Origin of the sequence: Luteipulveratus mongoliensis, assembly GCF_001190945.1 — a bacterium.
Taxonomy (GTDB): Bacteria; Actinomycetota; Actinomycetes; order Actinomycetales; family Dermatophilaceae; genus Luteipulveratus; species Luteipulveratus mongoliensis.
Window position 1 is genome coordinate 1431629 of sequence record NZ_CP011112.1, and the last position, 20222, is coordinate 1451850.

Annotated in this window: 17 protein-coding genes; 7 read left to right on the forward strand and 10 right to left on the reverse strand. The window is 68.9% G+C overall.

Annotated elements, in window-relative coordinates:
• Positions 1-33: 33 nt before the first annotated feature.
• Together cax and VV02_RS06730 are read left to right on the forward strand one after the other, a co-directional pair.
• Positions 34-1140, forward strand: a complete 1107-nt coding sequence (gene cax, locus VV02_RS06725; protein ID WP_052590592.1) for a calcium/proton exchanger — start codon at positions 34-36, stop codon at positions 1138-1140.
• Between the two features lie 107 nt (positions 1141-1247).
• Positions 1248-2450: an MFS transporter gene (locus tag VV02_RS06730; RefSeq protein ID WP_052596640.1), complete on the forward strand. Its 1203-nt coding sequence runs from the start codon at positions 1248-1250 to the stop codon at positions 2448-2450.
• Positions 2451-2454: 4 nt separating this feature from the next.
• On the opposite strand, the gene VV02_RS06735 is transcribed toward VV02_RS06730, so the two are convergent.
• Positions 2455-3069 carry a response regulator gene (locus tag VV02_RS06735; RefSeq protein WP_169787653.1) on the reverse strand — a complete coding sequence of 205 codons (615 nt, stop codon included), beginning with the start codon at positions 3067-3069 and terminating at the stop codon, positions 2455-2457.
• A gap of 78 nt (positions 3070-3147) precedes the next feature.
• Between VV02_RS06735 and VV02_RS06740 the strand changes: the two genes are divergently transcribed.
• Positions 3148-4374, forward strand: coding sequence for an NAD(P)/FAD-dependent oxidoreductase (locus tag VV02_RS06740; RefSeq protein WP_083449973.1), 1227 nt, complete (start codon positions 3148-3150; stop codon positions 4372-4374).
• A gap of 136 nt (positions 4375-4510) precedes the next feature.
• Here the strand turns inward: VV02_RS06740 and VV02_RS06745 are convergent, their stop codons facing one another.
• The 6 genes from VV02_RS06745 to VV02_RS06770 all read right to left on the reverse strand — a co-directional run bounded on the left by VV02_RS06745 (position 4511) and on the right by VV02_RS06770 (position 11252).
• On the reverse strand, positions 4511-4966 hold the full coding sequence (locus tag VV02_RS06745) for a carboxymuconolactone decarboxylase family protein (RefSeq protein WP_052590603.1): 456 nt from the start codon (positions 4964-4966) through the stop codon (positions 4511-4513).
• An 80-nt stretch (positions 4967-5046) separates the two neighbouring features.
• Positions 5047-6174 (reverse strand): glycerate kinase, encoded by a 1128-nt coding sequence (locus VV02_RS06750; RefSeq protein ID WP_218917364.1) that lies wholly within the window; start codon positions 6172-6174, stop codon positions 5047-5049.
• Positions 6171-8042, reverse strand: coding sequence for a DUF2264 domain-containing protein (locus tag VV02_RS06755; RefSeq protein WP_052590604.1), 1872 nt, complete (start codon positions 8040-8042; stop codon positions 6171-6173). The genes VV02_RS06750 and VV02_RS06755 overlap by 4 nt, the downstream gene beginning before the upstream one ends.
• Before the next feature lie 14 nt (positions 8043-8056).
• Positions 8057-8950 (reverse strand): sugar phosphate isomerase/epimerase family protein, encoded by an 894-nt coding sequence (locus VV02_RS06760; RefSeq protein WP_052590606.1) that lies wholly within the window; start codon positions 8948-8950, stop codon positions 8057-8059.
• Positions 8950-10107, reverse strand: coding sequence for a dihydrodipicolinate synthase family protein (locus tag VV02_RS06765; RefSeq protein WP_052590609.1), 1158 nt, complete (start codon positions 10105-10107; stop codon positions 8950-8952). The genes VV02_RS06760 and VV02_RS06765 overlap by 1 nt, the downstream gene beginning before the upstream one ends.
• Positions 10104-11252 (reverse strand): Gfo/Idh/MocA family protein, encoded by a 1149-nt coding sequence (locus VV02_RS06770; RefSeq protein ID WP_052590611.1) that lies wholly within the window; start codon positions 11250-11252, stop codon positions 10104-10106. The genes VV02_RS06765 and VV02_RS06770 overlap by 4 nt, the downstream gene beginning before the upstream one ends.
• A 184-nt stretch (positions 11253-11436) precedes the next feature.
• On the opposite strand from VV02_RS06770, the gene VV02_RS26320 reads away from it, so the two are divergent.
• Both VV02_RS26320 and VV02_RS06780 read left to right on the forward strand, forming a co-directional pair.
• Positions 11437-12528 carry a LacI family DNA-binding transcriptional regulator gene (locus tag VV02_RS26320; RefSeq protein ID WP_052590613.1) on the forward strand — a complete coding sequence of 364 codons (1092 nt, stop codon included), beginning with the start codon at positions 11437-11439 and terminating at the stop codon, positions 12526-12528.
• A 123-nt stretch (positions 12529-12651) separates the two neighbouring features.
• The gene (locus tag VV02_RS06780; protein WP_157063302.1) at positions 12652-13659 is read left to right on the forward strand and encodes a hydroxyacid dehydrogenase; all 1008 of its coding nucleotides are present in this window, start codon (positions 12652-12654) and stop codon (positions 13657-13659) included.
• Positions 13660-13901: 242 nt separating this feature from the next.
• Here VV02_RS06780 and VV02_RS06785 read toward each other — a convergent pair whose 3' ends face one another.
• Genes VV02_RS06785 through VV02_RS06795 form a run of 3 tightly spaced genes read right to left on the reverse strand, consistent with a single transcriptional unit; the run spans position 13902 to position 18030 of the window.
• Entirely contained in the window at positions 13902-15005 is a 1104-nt protein-coding gene (locus VV02_RS06785; RefSeq protein ID WP_052596645.1) for a LacI family DNA-binding transcriptional regulator, read from the reverse strand.
• On the reverse strand, positions 15002-16978 hold the full coding sequence (locus VV02_RS06790; RefSeq protein WP_052590618.1) for a DUF2264 domain-containing protein: 1977 nt from the start codon (positions 16976-16978) through the stop codon (positions 15002-15004). Before VV02_RS06790 ends, VV02_RS06785 begins: the two co-directional genes overlap by 4 nt.
• On the reverse strand, positions 16975-18030 hold the full coding sequence (locus tag VV02_RS06795; protein ID WP_245633006.1) for a hydroxyacid dehydrogenase: 1056 nt from the start codon (positions 18028-18030) through the stop codon (positions 16975-16977). The genes VV02_RS06790 and VV02_RS06795 overlap by 4 nt, the downstream gene beginning before the upstream one ends.
• Positions 18031-18232: 202 nt before the next feature.
• Here VV02_RS06795 and VV02_RS06800 point away from each other — a divergent pair, with 202 nt between their 5' ends.
• Together VV02_RS06800 and VV02_RS06805 are read left to right on the forward strand one after the other, a co-directional pair.
• Entirely contained in the window at positions 18233-19258 is a 1026-nt protein-coding gene (locus VV02_RS06800; protein WP_218917365.1) for an ABC transporter permease, read from the forward strand.
• Positions 19255-20187 (forward strand): carbohydrate ABC transporter permease, encoded by a 933-nt coding sequence (locus VV02_RS06805; RefSeq protein ID WP_218917366.1) that lies wholly within the window; start codon positions 19255-19257, stop codon positions 20185-20187. The genes VV02_RS06800 and VV02_RS06805 overlap by 4 nt, the downstream gene beginning before the upstream one ends.
• Positions 20188-20222: the final 35 nt, after the last annotated feature.

Genomic DNA, 20222 nt, shown 5'->3' on the forward strand with positions numbered 1-20222 from the left:
CCATCCGAGGCCCGCGCACGGCATGATCTCGCTGTGACCCTCGGATTCAGCGCTTCAGACTTCCGGCTCATTGGCATCTGCCTGGCGGCCGCGATCGCGACCTTCCTGACCGTCGAGGCGTTCCATCCCGGCGACGTCGTGCCGTTCGTCATCGCGGCGATCGCCCTGGGTCTGTTGGCGACCCTGGTCGGCCGGAGCGTCGAGGCGCTCGGCGACCAGCTCGGCGCGGGCGCGACCGGAGTCGTACAGAGTGCGCTGGGCAACCTGCCGGAGCTGTTCGTCGCGATCTTCGCGCTGCGAGCCGGCCTGACCGAGGTCGTACAGGCAGCAATTGTCGGCTCGATCCTGGCGAACGTGCTGATGGTGCTCGGCCTGGCGTTCATTGTCGGCGGTCTCAAGAACGGCACCCAGAAGTTCGGCACCGACGCCGCCAAGCGGATCGCGCTGATGCTGCTGCTCTCGGTGGCGGCACTGCTCATCCCGGCGCTCACCGCCGCGCTGCACACACCGGCCGCCGGGCACGAGACGGCCCTGTCCCGGGTGGTCGCGGTCGCTCTCCTCGTGCTGTTCGCGCTCTCCCTGCCGGCCGCGCTCCGACGTACGGGCGGGTCGTCGGGCGGGTCCTCGGGCGGCGAGACCGCCGGCGCTGCCGATGCGGAGGGTGAGGGTGAGGCTCCGGCGTGGCCGCTCCCAGTGGCGATCGGCATGCTGGCCGCCACGGCCGTTGCTGCGGCGTTCGTGTCGGACTGGTTCGTCACAGCGCTCCAGCCGGCGATCCACACGTTGCACATCAGTGAGGCGTTCGCCGGTCTGGTGATCGTCGCGATCGCCGGCAACGCGGTCGAGAACGTCGTGGGCATCCAGCTGGCCGCGCGCAACAAGACCGACTACGCGCTGTCGGTGATCCTGCAGAGCCCGGTCCAGATCGCTCAGGTTCTCGCGCCGGTCCTGGTGCTGATCGCGCCCGTGCTCGGTGCGGGCGCGTTCACGCTGGTCCTGCCGCCGCTGCTGATTGCGGCGTTGGTCCTCTCGGTCATCGTCACGATCGTGGTCGTGCTGGACGGTGAGTCGAACTGGTACGAGGGCGCTTGCCTGGTCGGGCTGTACGCCGTCATCGCCGCCGCGTTCTGGTGGGGCTGAGCTCACCCTTCGGCCCTCGCTGAATGGTGGTGACCTGACGACCGTCGTGTGCTCGGATATCGGCGTACGGACGATCGGGGGAGCCGGTGGACGCGTCGAGACCGACGATGACCGCATCGCTGCGCGTGACCGAGTTCCGCGCGCTCTGGCTGGCCGAGGCCCAGTCGGTCGCAGGTGACCAGCTGGCGAAGGTCGCGATGGCGATCCTGGTCTACGACCGCACCCACTCCGCGCTGTGGTCGGCCGGCGTCTATGCGCTGACCTTCCTCCCTGCGCTCATCGGTGGGCTCGGGCTGTCGCACCTCGCGGACCGCTACCCACGCAAACAGCTCATGGTCGTGTGCACCGTGACGCAGGCGGTGCTGGCGGGGCTGATGACGTTCACGTCGGCGCCGCTCGTGCTGCTGTGCGCGCTGCTCGTGCTCACCCAGCTGGTGCAGTCGCCGTTCTTCGCCGCCCAGAACGCCCTGACCCGAGAGGTGTTCGTCGACGACGAGGACCTCTACCTGCGTAGTCAGGACCTGCGTGGTGTCACCACGAACACGATGATGCTGCTCGGCCTCGCCGGCGGAGGCGCGATCGTCGCGCTGATCGGTACGTCCTGGGCGCTGGCCGTCGACGCCATCACCTATGCGATCGCGGCCGTGGTGATCCACCGCTGGGTGAAGGACCGGCCCGCAGCGGGTGGGCGAGCGGGACGTGCGCTGGACGGGGCGCGCTGGTTGTTCGGACGGCACGACATGCGCGTGCTGTTCACGCTGTCCTGGCTGGTGGGCCTGGCAGTCGTACCCGAAGGCATCGTGGCCCCGCTCGCTGACGAGATGGGCGCCGGCCGCTCGGCGGTCGGATGGTTGCTCGCGGCGGACCCGGCCGGCTACATCGTCGGCACGTTCGTGCTGTCGAGGTACGTCGCCGCTGAGCGTCGCAGGCGCCTCGCCGGGCCGCTGACGGTCGTCTCCCTGCTGCTGCTCGTCGGTTTCGTGATCGAGCCGAGCATGCCGGTTGCGCTGGCACTGCTGGCGGCCTCCGGTGCTGTTGGGGCGTACCAGATCACCGTGATGGCGACGTTCAACTCGTGGGTTCCCAACGAGATTCGCGGAGGCGCTATCGGTGTCGCGCGGACGGGGCTACGAGTCTCGCAGGGTGTCGGAGTCGCGTTGGGCGGCGTACTCGCTCAGCAGATCGGGCCGCAGTCGACGATCGCGGTGGCGGGTGTGCTGGGCGTGGTGATCGCCGTGCCGGCGGCGGTGGCGTGGTCGAAGGTTCTCGACCGGCACGCCGAGTCCGAAGCGGCCTCGTCCGAGGCCTGACACGTCAGGGCTGAGCGTCGAACAGGTCGCGTCGTGACTCCATCCCGAGCTTGCGCAGCAGGCTGCGGACGTGCGACTTGACCGTCGTGATCTCGACCGTCAGCGCCTCGGCGATCTGTTGGTTGGTCAGCCGGTCCAGCATCAGCCGCAGCACCTCGCGCTCGCGCTCAGTGAGTCGAGGGTGGTCCAGCAGCGCCGCGCCTGCTCGCTGGTCCGCGCGCGGGCCAGGCAGCCAGATGCGTTGTCCTCGCCGGATGGAGCGGATCGCGGACAGCAGGTCCTCCGGGGTGGCTGCCTTGCCCACGAGACCGTCGGCGCCTGCCAGCACTGCCGCTTGCACGTCCTCCGGGTCGGTGAACGAGGTGTAGACCAGGGCCTTCGCAGTCGTACTCGACTTGAGGTGGCGGCACAGCTCGATGCCGGCGACGCGGTCGCCGAGTCGTACAGGCAGCACGATCAGGTCGGGGTCGGTCGTCTGCACCAGGCGCCGCGCGACGTCAGCCGTCGTGGCCTGCCCGACGACGTCGAGGTCCGGCTCTGCCTGCAGCAGGTGAGCCAGCCCGAACAGGATCATCGGGTGGTCCTCCACCAGCATGATCCGGTACGCGTCTCCAGGCACGAGAGCCATTGTGCCGGTAGGGAGATCCTCCCTGAGGGATGAGGCGGCCGGCCGCGGCGGCTCGTAACGTCGCCAGCCGTGCTGGATACATATGACGTAATCGTGGTCGGTGCCGGAGTGGTCGGAGCGACCACGGCGTACGAGCTGGCGCGCGCCGGCGCGTCCGTCGCCTTGCTCGACGCTGCGTCAGACGTGGGCGGCGGGTGCTCCTACGCCAACGCCGGGGTCATCGCGCCCTCGCACGTCGGGCCGCTCGCAACACCTTCGCTGGTCGCTGAGGGCGCACACCAGATGTTCACGAATCCGCCTGCAGTCCGGGTCAATCCGCAGCCATCACTGGTGCCGTGGCTGGCCCGCCTCGTCGTGTCGGCGCGTCAGCGGCGGGTCGACGTCGTCACCGCCAGGCTGCAGGAGCTGGCCTACCGCAGCGCGGACCTGCACCGGGCGTACGCCGAAGCAGGCCTGAGCGAGACCTACCGAACGACCGGCGCGTTGGAGATCTACCTGTCGGAGGACGGGCCGAGCGGTGGGCTGACGGAGGCCGAGGCGCGCGAGCTGGTGCCCGCGCTGGGCCCGGTGCGGTCGGCGTACTTCCAGCCTGACGAGGCCGTGGTCGAGAGCCGCGCCTACGTGCGGTCCATGGTGACCGCGGCCGAGAAGGCGGGCGCCCTGGTCCGGTTCGGTACGCCGGTCGAGCGGGTTCTCATGGACGGCGATCGGGTACGCGGGGTGGTCACCTCCGCGGGCGTGCTCCGCTCTGAATCCGTCGTGCTGGCAACGGGGCTCGAGACATCGGCGCTCGCGGCGACAGCCGGTCTACGAGTGCCGCTGCGTGGTGGTCGGGGCTATGTCATCGACCTTGAGGTTGATGGCGCACCGACGCTGCCCGTGCGGTTCAAGGAGCGGCGGATGGTGGTGTCGCCGATGCCGGGGTTCATGCGCGTGTGCGGCCTGATGGAGTTCGGCGCGGAGGGGCGTCCGGTCGATGCTCGACGAGCGGACGCGATGGTGGACGTGGTGACCAAGGCGCTCCCCGGCGTACAGGTCCGTCAGGTTCTGGACGTCTGGGCGGGAGAGCGCCCGTGTGCGCCCGATGGGGTGCCGGTGATCGGCAGCAGCAGTCGAGCGCGTGGTCTGACGATCGCCGCCGGGCACGGGATGTGGGGCCTCGTGCTGGCGCCCGTGACCGCGCAGATGGTGACGACCGGTCTGCTCGACGGAGCGCCCACGCTGCACGACCCGATGCTGACCCCCGACCGCTTCAGCCCGCTCCGCCGCCGTCGAGAAGCATCCGCTGCCGCCTGACCCCAACGCCGCTTCCTCGCTGGTCGAGTAGCCGGAGCGCTAGCGGAGGCGTATCGAGGCCAGGTGCAGACGCGCACCTGGTCTCGATACGAGTTCGCCCAGGGGCTCGCCCTACTCGACGAGCGGTGGGCGGCGCTCAGGCCCAGGTGCCGGCGACCTGGCGGACGCTGACGTTGAGTCGGTTCCAGACGTTGGTCATCGCGACGTGCATCACGAGAGCCGCGAGTCCTTCCTCGTCGTAGTGCTTGGCCGCTTCCTCCCAGATGTGGTCCGGTACGGCGTCGCTCGTGTCAGCAATCCGGGTGATCGACTCGGCCAGCGCGAGGGCGGCTCGTTCGGCGTCGTCGAAGTACGGTGCCTCGCGCCAGGCCGCGACCGTTGAGAGGCGCTCGTCGGTCTCGCCCGCCTTCTTCGCCAGCCGGTGCCCATACTCGAGGCACCACGCGCACCCGTTGATCTGGCTGGCGCGCAGGTGCACCAGCTCGAGAGTCGCGTCGGGTACGCCGTGCCCGTGGGGCATGGCTGCGATCGACTGCAGGGCCTCGACCGAGCCCTCGATGTAGGCGGCCGGGTTCTTCATACGCTGTTCCATCGTGCTGCTCCTCCGTGAGTCAGTGGCTTGATATCTCCCTGACGGAGCGCACGGCAGAAGTGTGACGGGCAAGCCAGCAGCTAGCTGTACGAGCCTGATTCGCGGCCGATCCGCGCGCCGACCTGGGTGAGCAGGTCGGCCGCGTCCGACATCGCCTGCTGCTGATCGGCACACAGGTCCGTGAGGGCGTACGTCGCCGCGAGACCCAGCGTGCGTGCTTCGGTCTGGCGCAGATCGACGCGGCCGGCGACCGCCACGACGGGTACGCCGGCGGCACGGGCGTGTGCAGCCACGCCGGCCGGCGCCTTGCCGCGCAACGACTGGGTGTCCAGCCGCCCCTCGCCGGTCACCACGAGCGAAGCCGTTTCGAGCGCGCGGTCGAAGTCGAGGAGCTCCAGCACCAGGTCGATGCCTCGGGCGATCGTGGCGCCGCATCCGGCGAGCGCTCCGAACGCGGTCCCACCCGCCGCGCCCGCTCCCGGTCGCTCGGCCAGGGCCCCAGCGACGGGGTGTGCGGTCTCGCAGCACTCGACCCACTGGTGAAGGCCGGCCTCGAGCGCCCTGATGTCGTCGCGGCTGGCGCCCTTCTGCGGGCCGAACACCGTTGCTGCGCCTGTTGGTCCGAACAATGGGTTGTCGACGTCGCAGGCGAGGACGACCTCGACGCCGTCGCACAAGCGGAGGCACGGTCGGAGGTCCACCGAACTGAGTACGCGCAGCACTCCGCCGCCGCGGCCGAGTTGCCCCCCGTTGAGGTCACGGAGCTCGGCTCCCAAGCCTTCGAGCAGACCGGCGCCGCCGTCCGTACAGGCGGAGCCACCCAGGCCGAGCACGATGCGGCGTGCGCCGCGCTCGATCGCGTCGCGCATCAGCACACCCGTGCCGTACGACGTCGCGTCCAACGGTGCGAGGTGCCCGGCAGGGAGTTGGTTGAGTCCGCTCGCCGCGGCCAGCTCGACGACCGCAGTGTCGCCGCGGACGGCGTACGACGTGTCCAGGGGAGCGCCGATGGGGCCGGAAGTCTCTATGGTCACCGGTCGGAAGCCCGCTGGCTCCAGGACTTCCAGCAACGAGTCGCCGCCGTCGGAGACGGGCATCTCGAGCACCTCGACATCCGGACTTGCCTGACGGATGCCGCGTGCGATCGCCGCCGCAGCTGCGGGTGCCGACAGCGATCCTTTGAACGAGTCCGGGGCGACGATGATCACAGGAGCACATCCTGGTGCTTGAACTCCACCCGGACGGGTCTGCCGTCCGGCAGGGTCGCCTCGATCCTGCCGTCAACGACCTCCGCGGCGGCTTTGCCGCGGTCGAGATCGGCGCCGAGCCCGACCAGAGCTGCGCTGTAGGTGACAGGGGCACCGCGGACCGACCGGATGAGCGGGGTCGCGGCATACCTGCCGAACGCGCTCGTCGACTCGGTCTGTACGACCTGGGCCGAGCCGTCGTGCCCGGCCAGCGGGAGGAGGGCGCTGGTCAGCCCTGCAGCTCGTACGACCGCGTCATCGATCTTTGGTGGAGGGTCGTCGGACGCGAGCTGCCAACCACTCTCGAAGACGTCCAGCTCGGCGGGTGCCTCGATCCGGTGACAACGCAGCTCCCAGGGGCCGGCCGAGACCACCACCGTGTCGATCCGCCCCGGTCCGGTCGAGCCGTCCGGCCACATCGGCTCGTGCCAGGACGCCGCGAACGAACCCGACACGGATGTGCGATGGATGCGGCTCCGTCGAGAGAGTGCGCCCGCTGAGTCGATGAGCCCAATGTGGTTGTCCGCCAACGACATCGAGTCGTGCACGCCGAGCATCGGGGCAGTCGCTGACGAGTAGGCCAGGCGGGAGTAGTGCGGGTCGTCGAGGCTGGACAAGGTCGCATGGTTGTCGCTGCCGTGGTTGCTCAATCGGACCACGCCGTCGCTGCGGGTCGCGCTGATCGTGAAGCCAGGAGCAGCGAAGGACGCCTGCTGGTCGGCGCGCTCGACGGGCAGATCAGCCTCGCGGTCGACCCAGCACGGGTGGTCCGCGGGCAGCAGCAGACCGATGAACCCCTTGGCCAGCCAGTAGGGCGAGGCGGGGGCAGAGTAGCTCTGAACCATGGGCGAGAACGGTTGGTACCAGCCAAGACTCGGCACTCCGTCGGGCGTGGTGAAGCCGCGGTCGACGAAGTGCCGCAGCATGCCGCTCGCCAGTCGACGGGTCAGCCCGGGCTCCAGCGGCGTTGCCCCGACCAGCGCACCCGTCCACGGAGCGGCAGCGGCCGCGAATCGGTAGATCAGCGAACGCCCCTGGTGCATAGGTGCGCCGTCAGCGCCGACCAGATGGACGTAGTCCTCCAGGAACCGGCGAAGTCGCGGACGCGTCTCGGGGAACTGGCCGATGTCGCCGAACAGGTGGTCCAGCAACGCCGGGTAGGTGTGCATCGCCCAGCCGCAGTAGTGGTCGAAACGATCACTGGTCTGCGCGTCACCCCCGTCGCGGAACCAGCCGTCTCCGACGTAGAACTCCTCGATCCGTGCGACATCGCGCTCGATCTCGGCGGCGCCCAGAGGCGCGCCAACGCTGCGCAGGAACCGATCGACGGCCACCCGGAAGAGGTGCCAGTTGTTGTCCGGGATCTCCAGCCCGCTCGCTCCCGTCAGCCAGGCCACCGCCTGCTCCTGGGTGCGGCTCGAGAGCCCGTCCCAGAGCCACGGCCGGGTCAGCTGGAGCCCGAGGACGATCGAGCAGGCCTCGACGATCGTCTGCCGGCAGTCGGCGTCGATCCGGGGCCACGCCTCCGGGTGCGCCGCGTCGACCCCGTGAGCCAGGCCGTCGGCGTACGCCTGAAGCAGTCCCGCCGGATCCTCACCGTCCGCGCCGCGCACCCTCAGGGAGAGGAGGAGGAACGTACGCGCGAAGCCCTCCAGTCCGTCGGACCTCGGTCCGGACTGGGATGGTCGGCCGGGCAGCGAGATCAGCGCGTGTCCTGGGCTCGCGAACGGCTGCGCTGGTGCGAGCAGTCCGTCGGCGGCCGCGAGCCAGTGTGCTCGGGTGTAGCCGGTCCGCGGGCTGACTGCGAGGTCGAGCGGTGGCAGTAGCACTTCTGACCTCCGGGTCAGCTCAGGGAGGGCTGGACGTGCTGCACGTAGCGACGTGCGACAGTCTCGACGACCTCGACCGGATCCGCCTGCCAGACGGCCTCATTGAAGATCTCGACCTCGACGGGACCGTCGTAGCCCGCGTCGGAGACCCAGCGTGTGATCGACGCGAAGTCGGCGTAGCCGTCGCCCATCATGCCGCGGCTGAGCAGCACGTCCTGCTGCAACGGGAGCACCCACTCGGCCAGCTGGTAGGACGCGATCCGGTCGCCGGCGCGACGGATCTGCCGCTCGAGATCCGGGTCCCACCAGACGTGGAACGTGTCGACCACGACGCCGACGTCCTCCGACGGGAAGGGCTCAGCGAGGTCGATCGCCTGGCCGAGAGTGGAGAGCACTGCGCGGTCGGCGCAGTACATCGGGTGCAGCGGCTCGAGCGCGAGACGTACGCCGTGGCGGTGCGCGACGGGGACCAGCTCGGCCAGGCGGTCGGCGACTCTCTTACGCGCCTCAGCGACGTCGAGTCGAGGCTGGTCGGCGCGGTCCATGCCGCCGACCACGAGGACGAGGCAGTCCGCCTCGAGCTCGGCGGCCTCCTCGATGGCTGCGACGTTGTCGGCATGCGCCTGCACTGAGTCGTCACCGGTGAGGAAGCCGCCGCGGCACAGGGACGAGACGTGCAACCCGGCGCGCTGCACGAGGGCCGCGGACTCCGCGATGCCGTACGCCTGCACGGGTTCTCGCCAGAGTCCGACGTGGCCGATCCCAGCTCTCCCGAGGCCGGCGACCAGGTCCGGCAGTGACCAGTGCCGGGTCGTCCACTGGTTGAGTGAGAGCCGCGCCAGCCTGATGTCGCCTGCGGTCGGCGTGGCGATGGCGGCCGGCGCGCCGGACGGGATGTCGACCGGCATCAGACGAGCCCGTTGACGGCGAGGAACTGACCCATCCGCTCCGCGGCCAGATCCGGGTCGGGCAGCAGCCCGGCGGCATCGGCGAGCCGGAACGTGTCGATCAGGTGCATCGGGCTCCGCCCGGACTGCAGCCCGCCCACCATGAGGAACCCGGGCTGATGACCGGACAGCCAAGCCAGGAAAGCGATTCCGGTCTTGTAGTAGTAGGTCGGCTCGCTGAACAGGTGCCGGGCCAGCGGCACGGTCGCCGCAAAGGCCTCGTCGTACGCCGCGTGATCGCCCTGATCGAGTGCGGCCAGTGCCGTGGCCGCCGCCGGGGCGATGGCAGCGAAGATCCCGAGCAGCGCGTCGCTGTGATGGGTGCCGTCGCCCTTGATCAGCTCGGGGTAGTTGAAGTCGTCGCCTGTGTAGAGACGTACGCCGTCCGGCAGGCGCGAACGCAGGCCCTGCTCGTGCGCGGCGTCCAGCAAGGACACCTTGATCCCGTCGATGCGATCGGTGTGCGCCGCGATGATCTCCAGGACGACATCCGTTGCTGCTGCAACGTCTTCGTGGCCCCAGTAGCCGGCCAGGGCGGGATCGAACATCGGGCCGAGCCAGTGCAGGATCACCGGCGAGGCGACCTGACCGAGGAGCTTGTCGTAGACCGCGAGGTAGTCCTGCGGGCCGTCGGCCGCGGCAGCCAGATGACGGCTGGCCATCAGGATCGGCGTGGCGCCCGCATCCTCGACGACCGCGAGCTGCTCGGTGTATCCGGCGATGACCGCGTCGAGCGAATTGGCCGATGGCAGTAGGTGATCGGTGCCCGCACCGCAGGAGATCTGACCGCCGACCGAGCGTGCCTCGGCCGCGCTTCGCCGGATCAGCTCCTGGGTCGACTCCCAGTCCAGACCCATGCCTCGCTGTGCGGTGTCCATGGCGTCAGCCACACCGAGCCCCCATGACCACAGATGGCGACGGAAGGCGAGCGTGGAGTCCCAGTCGATGCCGGCGGGAGCGCCCGGGCGGTTGTCCAGGCGCGGTTCTGCGACGACGTGCGCGGCAGCGTACGCCCGGCGACCAGCAGGTGGCCCGGAAACCGTTGCCCAAGAGGCAGGTTCGCGCAGTTGGTACGTGCTCCATCCGCCGTCGGCAGATGGCAGTCGGACGCTGGTCACAGCGCGATCTCCGGGACCTCAAGACGACGGCCCTCGGCCGAGCTGCGCAGTCCCAGCTCCGCCAGCTGGATGCCACGTGCGCCGGCGAGCAGGTCGTACGGGTGATCGCCCTCGCCGAGCACGGACTTGATGAACTGCTCCCACTGCGCCTTGAACCCGTTGTCCAGGTCGGCGTTGTCGGGGACAGCCGACCACTGGTCGCGGAACGGCTCCGTGACAGGAAGGTCCGGGTTCCACACGGGCTTGGGCGTATTCGCGCGGTGCTGAGTCACGCAGTTGCGCAAGCCGGCGACCGCGCTGCCGTGGGTGCCGTCGACCTGGAACTCCACCAGCTCGTCGCGGAAGACCCGCACAGCCCACGAGGAGTTCACCTGGGCGATCACGCCGCCCTCCAGCTCGAAGATCGCGTACGCCGCGTCGTCGGCCGTTGCCTTGTACGTCCGGCCCTGCTCGTCCGCGCGCTCCGGGATGTGGGTGACAGCCTTTGCCGTCACGCCGGTCACGCGGCCGAGGATGTTCTCCAGGACGTACGACCAGTGGCAGAACATGTCGACCACGATGCCGCCGCCGTCCTCGGCGCGGTAGTTCCAGCTCGGACGCTGCGCCTGCTGCCAGTCTCCCTCAAAGACCCAGTAGCCGAACTCGCCTCGTACCGAAAGGATCTCGCCGAAGAACCCGGAGTCGACGAGACGCTTGAGCTTGACGAGTCCAGGCAGGTAGAGCTTGTCGTGCACGACACCGACCTGAACCCCTGCGTCGCGCGCGAGGCGAGAGAGCTCGATGCCTTCGTCAAGGGTCTCGGCGGTCGGCTTCTCCGTGTAGACGTGGATGCCGGCGGCGATCGCCTGCTTGATCGCGGTGTAGCGCTGCGAGGTGACCTGCGCGTCGAAGTAGATGTCCGGCGAGGAGGCGAGTGCCTTGGTCAGGTCGGTCGTCCACTCGTTGACCTGGTGCTCCTTGGCAATCGCAGCGAGCTTGTCCTCGTTGCGCCCGACCAGCACGGGCTCGACCTGCACGCGTCGACCGTCTCCGAGGTCGACGCCGCCCGCATCACGGATCGCGAGGATCGAGCGGACCAGGTGCTGTCGGTAGCCCATGCGTCCGGTGACGCCGTTCATCACGATGCGCAGGGTTTGCGGTGACATGTCACTCCTCAGGACGACGAGAGGGCCACGGACACGTGGCACCCACCGCCGGCACGGGCGGTGTGACCACCATCGAGAACTGGCGCGGTCGAAGCAAGGGGATCGAACACAATCGAAAGAGATCCTTCCAAATCGTTCAGATGCGGCCGTAGAGTGGGCCCGCCCACGAGCAGAAGGACGTCTGATGAGGCTGGCAGCCGAACGCCGGGCGGCGATCCTGCGGACCGCACGCCTGCGCGGATCCGTGCGCGTGACGGAGGTCGCCGAGGCGCTCGGTGTCTCCACCGTGACGATCCGGCGGGACGTCACGGCCTTGGTCGACGAGGGCGTCCTCGAGCGGGTGCACGGTGGTGCGACGCTCGCCCCGGACCCCGACCAGCCGGCCGCCGGTCCGCGTCGAGCGCTGCGCGCGACGATCGGGCTGGTGGTGCCGTCCGCGACGTACTACTACCCCGCGGTGATCCGCGGCGCGGAAGCAGCGGCAGCAGCCCAGGGCGTACGACTCGTGCTAGCCATCTCGAACTACTACGAGTCCGAGGAGCGCCGGCAGGTGTCCCGGCTGATCGAGATCGGTGTCGACGGCATCCTTCTGGCCACGAGCAAGGCACCGGACGACGATGCCGAGCTGACCCGCTGGGTCGGGTCCGTCCCGGTCCCGACCGTGCTGATCGAGCGCCAGGCTGACGTGGATGCCGGCGTGGATGTGGAGCACGTCCGCAGCGATCACGCCGCCGGCGCTCGGCTGGCGATCCGGCACCTGGTCGAGCTCGGTCACTCCGCCGTGGCACTGGCCTCGCAGGAAGGCACGCCGACGGCGCGGTGGCTCTTTGAGGGCTATCGCCAGGCGGTCGCCCGCGGAATGATCGCCGACGGGATCGACCCGATCCTTCTACCGCCGGCGGATGCTGTCCCCGAGCTCCGGGCCGCGGCTCTGACCGAGGTCCTGGACCGGTGCGAGCAGCACGGCATCCGCGCGGTGCTCGTCCACAACGACAAGGACGCGATGGACCTGGTCCGGATCGCGGCGGCGCGTGGTCTGCGGGTGCCCGACGACCTGGCGATCGTGGCGTACGACGACGAGGTGGCCGCGCTCTGCGACGTCCCGCTCACCGCGGTCGCCCCGCCCAAACGGGAGGTGGGGCGTCTCGGTGTCGAGCTGATGATGCAACGCCTCACGCAGGCTGATCACTCGGTGTCGCAGCGCATCTCCTTGCTGCCGCGCCTCATCGTGCGATCGTCGTGCGGCGGCGACGCATCGTCCTCTTCTGATCGATAACGATCGATTGATCGAATGAGACTTGACCTGCTTCGGCGTCGGCTGCGTTACTGAGCGCACTCGCGTCGTCAAAGGCGTACGCCATGCAGCTGGGCCTGCATCCTGAGTGCAGGGGAGCGTGACATGACTGAACGGCTTGTTCTCGGGCTCGCGATGCGACCCGGTTTGCAGCACCGGCTCTTCACGGAGGATGCCTGGGTACGGCTGGCCGCTGTCGCGACCGTCGATCCCAACGAGACGGTGACCTCTTTCGATCCCGACGTGCAGCAGGGGATCGCGGACATCGACGTGCTCGTGACGGGATGGGGTAGCCCCGCCCTCACCGCGAGTGCGCTCAGCGCGATGCCGCGGCTTCGTGCTGTCGTACATGCCGCCGGATCGGTGAAACCCCATCTGCCAGAAGACTTCTGGAGACACCACATCCCGGTCAGCTCGGCCGCTGATGCCAATGCGATCCCGGTGGCGGAGTACACCTTGGCGACGATCATCCTCGCCAACAAGGCCATCCTGCCGATCGCGGACCGTTATCGGCAGGAGCGCGCCCATCGCGACTGGGACGCGCTCTATCCGCGAATGGGCAACTACCGCAAGCGTGTTGGGGTCGTCGGCGCATCGAAGATCGGACGGCGTGTGCTGGCCCTGCTGCAGCAGCTGTCGGTCGAGGTGGTGGTCGCTGATCCCTACCTCGACCCCGATGCCGCTCGTGCGATGGGCGCCGAGCTCATGGATCTCGACGACCTGGTCGCCTCGAGCGATGTCGTCAGCCTCCACGCGCCCGACATCCCCGAGACGCAGCATCTGATGAACGCCCGGCGCCTCGCCTCCATGAGGGCCGGAGCCACATTGATCAACACTGCGCGTGGCGCGCTCGTGGACCACGACGCGTTGGTCGAGGAGCTCCAGACGGGTCGGATCAACGCCGTGCTGGACGTGACGACGCCGGAGGTGCTCGCCGCCGACTCTCCGCTGTACGACCTCCCGAACGTCCTGCTCACACCTCACGTCGCGGGGTCCTTGGGCACCGAGCTCGCCCGTCTGGGTGACTCTGCGGTCGTGGAGGTCGAGCGCCTGGCGCACGGCCTGCCGATGCTGACCGAGGTCGACGCAGACCAGCTCGGACGCAGCGCCTGACCCGCAATCGTTGGTCGAGTAGGCGAGCCCGACCCCGCCGGTCGAGTAGGCGAGCCCGACCCCGCCGGTCGAGTAGGCGAGCCCGACCCCGCCGGTCGAGTAGGCGAGCCCCCAGGGCGAGCCGTATCGAGACCACCGCAAGCGCGGACGCTGAGTCTCCCAAGACCTCACCGGGTCTCGATACGCCCTCGGCTAGCGCCTCGGGCTACTCGACCAGCGGTGGCGACCAGCGAGGGGTCCGCTCAGCCGGCGTTGCGGGGAGGGCCGACCGAGTCGCGTACGACGACGTGGGTGCCCAACGTGTCCTTGTCTCGGGATCGGACCATCGGGTCGTCCTCCCTCAGACTGTCCAGGGCGGCGCGTACGGCGGATCGTCCCAGCTCTTCGAGGGGGACTCGGACCGTGGTGAGCGCGGGCGTGAGCTCCACGGAGACCGGCATGTCGTCGTACCCGATGATCGACAGGTCCTGCGGGATCTGGAGCCCGGCCTCGCGGACGGCCTGGTAGACGCCGGCGGCCAGCAAGTCGTTGGCCGCGAAGACGGCAGTGAAGTCCAGCCCGGCGTCTAAGGCCTCATGGAGATGCTCCTGCCCCCACCGACGTCCGAACGCACCCGTGCGGATCAGCTCGGGATCGGGCGTGATGCCCCGTGCCTCGAGCGCTCGTCGATGGCCCGCGACCCGGTGCCTGGTCGTGGACAGCTCGGTCGGCCCACCGAGGTAGAGGATGCGGCGATGGCCGGCGTTCAGGAGGTGGTCCGTCGCTGCGAAGGCGCCACCCTCGTTGTCGTAGTCGACGGACACGACGGGCGCGTCCGTCCCCAGCGACGGTCGACCGCACAAGGTCAGCACGGAGCCGAGAGACGCCAGCGACCGCGCGTGCCGGGCCATCTTGGCCACGTAGTCGGCGTCGTCGTACGACCCGCCGACGAGTACGACGACATCGGCGCGCTGCTGGATCAGCAGCTCGACATAGGCGAGCTCACGCTCCGGACGACCCTGCGAGCTGCACACCAGGCACAGGAGATTGCGCTCGGCGGACTCCTGCTGGACGCCACGCGTGATGTATCCGAAGAACGGGTCGACGACGTCGTTGACCACGATGCCGACGATGCGGCTGCTCGACCCGGCGAGGGCACGGGCGTGGGCGTTGACGGTGTAGCCGAGGCTGTGCATCGCGGACTCGATGCGTTCGCGCGTCGCTGCTGCCACTGGGTAGTTGCCGTTGACAGTCCGGGACACGGTGGCGGCTGAGACGCCGGCCTCGCGGGCGACGTCGGCGATCGTGACAGGACCGTCGGCGGTGCCCCGCCCAGCGGAGCGTCGGCGGCCGGGCCGTGTCGTCATCGCTGCACCTCCGGGCCGTCCGGTGAGAGCCAGACGCACGTCATGTCGTGATCCTCCGAGCCCACCGCGAGGATCACCTCCCTGTCATCGGGGAAGCGTATCCGCACCTGGTCGCCCTGGACGCGGGCGGAGATGGACCGTGCGAGTGCGTCGGGCCAGCAGGCATCGCCGGTCAGGACGACGGCGGCGACGGTCGTGGTGGGCGTGTCCGGGCCAGGTGCGGACTGGAGGTACGGCGTGGCTGAGTGCGGACCAAAAGCGTTGGTGCCCATGGAGTTTCGGATAGATGCGGTGTCCCAGCCATGCAGGCCGATGACAAGGGATGTGAGGCCGTCCGCCCGCCGGGCGAGCGCCCACGGAAGCCCTGCGGCGCTGTGGCCCGTCTCCAGCGGAGAGTGCGACGCGATGGCGTACCCGCCCGCGAGTGTCGTACAGCCGGCGGGCGCATCGACGCGATGGACGCGTACCTCGATCGACCCGTGCACGACGCTGGCGGTCTCCAGCCGGCAGAGCCGATCGGTGTCGATGGGGTGGGGCGCCTGCTGGCAGGAGCGGGCGTAGCGCTCGCCAGTGCCGAGCCGTCGGATCTGCGTCGGGGCCGTACGCGCTCCGTCCGGCGCGCGCAGGATCAGCTGGTTGTCCAGCGCCTCATGAGCATCGGTCTCCGGGCCCGTACGACTGGAGAAGGCCAGGCGTCCGTAGTGCGGATCCGCTTCTGGTGGTTGAAGACTCGTGGTTTCGTCAGGTAGTGGAAGGTGATCCGATCCATGGTTGAGGAGCCGGACGATGCCGTCGTGGTGGGTCGCCTGGACCAGCTGGCCGGGTGCGGTGAGGGTGACCTGCTGGTCGGCGAGGTCGAGTGGCACTGCGCGTTCGGGCGCGGTCCAGACCGGGTGGTCCGGTGGGAGAAGTAGGCCGAGGAAGCCTTTGCTGGCCCAGTAGGGCGAGCCCGGGCCGGAGTACGGCTGGGTCGCGGGCAAGAACGTGTCGTACCAACCCAGGGTGAGCAGGCCGCGGTGGTCGGGCACGCCACGCTCGACGAAGTGCCGCGCCGCGCCTGATGCCAGCCGTCGGGTCGCGCCGGGTTCGAGCGGTGAGCAGCCTTCGAGCTCGCCGAGCCAGAACGGTGCGAGACACCCGATCCGGTAGGCCAGTGACCGTCCGAAGTGCACGGGCGCGCCGTCGGTCCCGAACAGATGCACCGCGTCCTGAAGGTGCCGTTTGAGCCGCTCTTGGTACGCGCCCCGGCGAGTCGCCGTGTCGACGTCGCCGGTCGCATCGGCGATTCGTGCCCACAGCAGCGGATAGAGGTGCAGCGCCCAGCCGTTGTAGTTGTCGAAGTTCTGCCCGGGGCCGTCGGTGTACCAGCCGTCGCCGACATACCAGTTCTCGATGCGGTCCAGTCCGCTGTCGATCTCACCGCGGTCGAACGGGCCGCCGACGGAGGCTAGGAATTCCTCGACGACGACCTGGAAGAGCACCCAGTTGTTGTCCCAGGTGCGTGCGCCGACGAAGCCGGCCAACCAGTCGACCACCAGAGCACGTTCGCGGTCATCAAGCTGGTCCCAGATGCGAGCACGGCTCTCGTGCAAGCCGATTGCGACCGCGGCCGCCTCGACGAGCTGCTGGGAGCAGTCGGTCAGGCGTGGCCAGGCATCCGGATGGTCGGGGTCCGCGCCGGCGACGAGACCGGCGGCGTACCGCTCGGCCAGCTCATCGGAGCCACCGTGCGCGAGCCGGAACGAGGCCAGCATGAACGATCGGGCGAAGCCTTCGAGCCCGTCGCTGCGCAGCCCGGACCAGCTGGCGCGGCCGGGTGGACTGATCAGTGCACCGCTCGGACTGGCCCAGGGCGCCAGGGAGTTCAGCAGGTGATCGGCCAGCGCCTCCCAATGGTCCCTGGTCCACCCGGTGCGCGAGGACTGCACCCGGTTGGTCGGTGGCAGGAAGGGTGTGGCGGGCGGATGGTTCATGCGATGCGGCTCAAGTCGTCGAGGTGCACGAGATGCTGCATGGGAAGTCCGGCGACCAGGCGCTCGATCTCGGCGACCGCGGCCTCCCCGAGGCGGGCGCGCTCGTTGCCGAGTGCGCCCGAGATGTGTGGAGTGAGAACCACATTCGGCAGATCGTAGTACGGAGATGTCGGCGGTAGGGGTTCCGGATCGGTGACGTCAAGGACCGCGTCGAGGCGGCCCGAGGTGACTTCGGGCAGCAACGCGTCGTGGTCGACCAGTGACCCTCTCGCGGTGTTGATGAGGACGCCGCGGTCCGGCATCAGCGCCAGCCGCGCAGCGTTGACCAGGTGATGGGTCTCGGGCAGTGCCGGGGCGTGGAGCGTGACGACCTCGCTGCGGCCGAACAGCTCATCGAGCTCCACCCGGCGCGCACCGAGACGACTCGCTTCCTCAGCGCTCACGTGCGGATCGAACAGCAGGACCGTGGCATCGAGGGTGGCCAGGCGCTGCAGGACCAGGCGCCCGATGCGGGAGGCGCCGACGACGCCGACGGTGATCCCGTGCGTACCGAGGTCGCCGACCGGCTCCAGGTCGCGCAGGGCGTGCTGCTGGTAGTGCCCGTCCAGCTGGAAGGCCCGTTTGCGGGCGAGAACGATTGATGCGAAAGCGAATTCGGCCACTGGTACGGCGTTGGCGGCTGCGGCGGTCGAGACCTGGAGACCGGACGCGAGCACCTCGGGACTGACGAGCCCTTTCACCGTGCCAGCCGCGTGCACCACGGCCTGCAGGCGTGGCGCCGCGGCCAGAACCTCACCGGTGATGGGCGGGCAGCCCCAGCCGGACAGGAGGACGTCGCTCTCACCCAGGGTCGCGGCGAGGTCCGGGGCCAGCAGGTCTCGTACGGGCCGGATCGGGAGGACGTGCGCGACCTGAGCCAGGCGCCGACGGCTCGATGCGGTCAGTACGTCGTCAAGGACCCGCGGGCTCATGGCCACGAGCACGTTGGGCACGTCTCCGGATGCGGGCGAGTGCATCGCTCTGGACGAGGCATCGATGGATCTGTGCGTCACGTCCGTCCCCCTTCGCCTGGTTGGTGGCGCTCGGTGTCGAGCGCGATCAGCAGAAGCAGCAGCATAGTAAGCGTTTTCTGATCTGCACAGTACGGCCGCCTCATCAGCCCCGTCAATCTCAGAATTCGCGTATCCCTTGACAGGAAATCAGGGCCTCCCTAAGGTCCGATGTCTAATAGAAAGCGGTTGCTACGGAGGTGTCATGAGATCGACTTTGTCGCCGCCGGTCGACGCCTCTGGGCGGTCGGCCGGAGACCAGGTGGAGGACGGGCAGAACGCCGGGAAGGACCGTTCCGGTGCAGTTGACCTGACCATCGCCCGGCACGTCCCGTGGTCCAAGCGGCTGCGGCGCGACCGGACGATGCTGCTGCTCGTCCTGCCCGGGTTCTTGTACTTCGTGGTCTTCCACTACGTGCCGCTACTGGGCAACGTCATCGTCTTCAAGGACTACCAGCCCTATCTCGGCATCCAGGGCAGCCCGTGGGTCGGCCTCGACAACTTCCAGATCTTCAAGGACCCGGAGTTCCTGTCGGCGCTGGGCAATACGGTGAAGTTCGCACTGATCCAGCTGGTGCTGTTCTTCCCGGCACCGATCGGGCTCGCGCTGATGCTCAACAGCCTGGTCGGCACCAAGGTGCGCCGGTTCGTGCAGTCGGTGGTCTATCTACCGCACTTCATCGGGTGGGTGATCCTCGTGTCGATCGCCCAGCAGCTGCTCGGGGGTGCGGGGCTGGTCCCGCACCTGCTCGGCTCGCTCGGGCTGCCGCAGGTCGACGTGATGTCGTCCGAAGGCTTCTTCCCCTGGCTGCTCGCGCTCCAGGTGATCTGGAAGGACGCCGGCTGGGGCACGATCATCTACCTCGCCGCGATCCTGAACATCGATCAGGAGCAGTACGAAGCCGCCGCGATCGACGGCGCGAACCGGTGGCGACGCCTCTGGCACGTCACGCTGCCTGGGCTGATGCCGGTCACGATCCTGCTGTTCATCCTCAACCTCGGCACGATCCTGTCGGTCGGGTTCGAGCAGATCCTGCTCCAGCGGGACGCCGTCGGCGCCGGCGCCTCAGAGGTGCTGGACACGTACGTCTACATCCACGGCGTGGTCGACGGCGACTGGGGTACGAGCGCGGCTGTCGGTCTCGCCAAGGGTGTCGTCGGCCTCGCCATGATCCTCGGCGCCAACAAGCTCGCCCACCGACTCGGACACGACGGGGTGTACCAACGATGACGACCAGCACCCGACCGGTCACGCCGGTCACTCTGCGCAAGTCGACCGGACGTCCGCCGTGGATGGAGCGACCGAGCCGAATCGGCCTGGCCTTCAAGGTGATTGCTCTGGTGGTCGTCTGTTTCCTGGTGATCTATCCGTTCCTCAACATCGTCGCCACCAGCTTCGCGACGGAGCAGGAGATCACGCGCTCAGACGGTGTCATCACGCTCTTCCCGCATCACCCGACGCTCGAGGCGTACCGCGCGATCTTCGAGGGCGGTGTCGTCACCCGCGCGCTCATGGTGAGCATCGGCGTGACCGTCATCGGCACGGCGCTCAACATGATCTTCACAGTGACGATGGCCTGGGGCTTGTCCCGGCCGATCGTCGCGGGCCGATTTGTCCTGACCACGGTGCTGCTGACCATGCTGTTCGGGGCCGGGATCATCCCGAACTTCCTGCTGGTCAAGGCGCTCGGTCTCTACGACAGCTACGCGGCTCTCGTCCTGCCGGGCCTCATCAGCGCGTTCAACTTCCTGGTCCTGCGCAACTTCTTCATGAACATCCCCCAGGAGCTCATCGACAGCGCTCGCATCGACGGAGCAGGGGAGTTCTCGATCCTGATCCGCATCGTGCTGCCGCTGTCGAAGGCCGTGCTCGCGGTGGTCGCGCTGTTCTACGCGGTCAGTCACTGGAACGCCTTCTTCAACGCGATGCTCTACCTCAGCGACACCGAGAAGTGGCCACTGCCACTGGTGTTGCGCCTCTACGTCCTGCAGGGGCAGCAGGTGGGTGTCGACAGCGGCGGTGTCGCCGAGGCAGTTCCGTCCATCCAGGCGATCCAGATGGCCGTGGTCGTCGTCGCCCTGGTCCCGATCCTGCTGGTCTACCCGTTCTTGCAGCGCTACTTCACCAAGGGCGTTCTCACCGGCGCCATCAAGGGCTGACCGGGCCCGCCCCTGCCCATCACTCATCCGAGGAG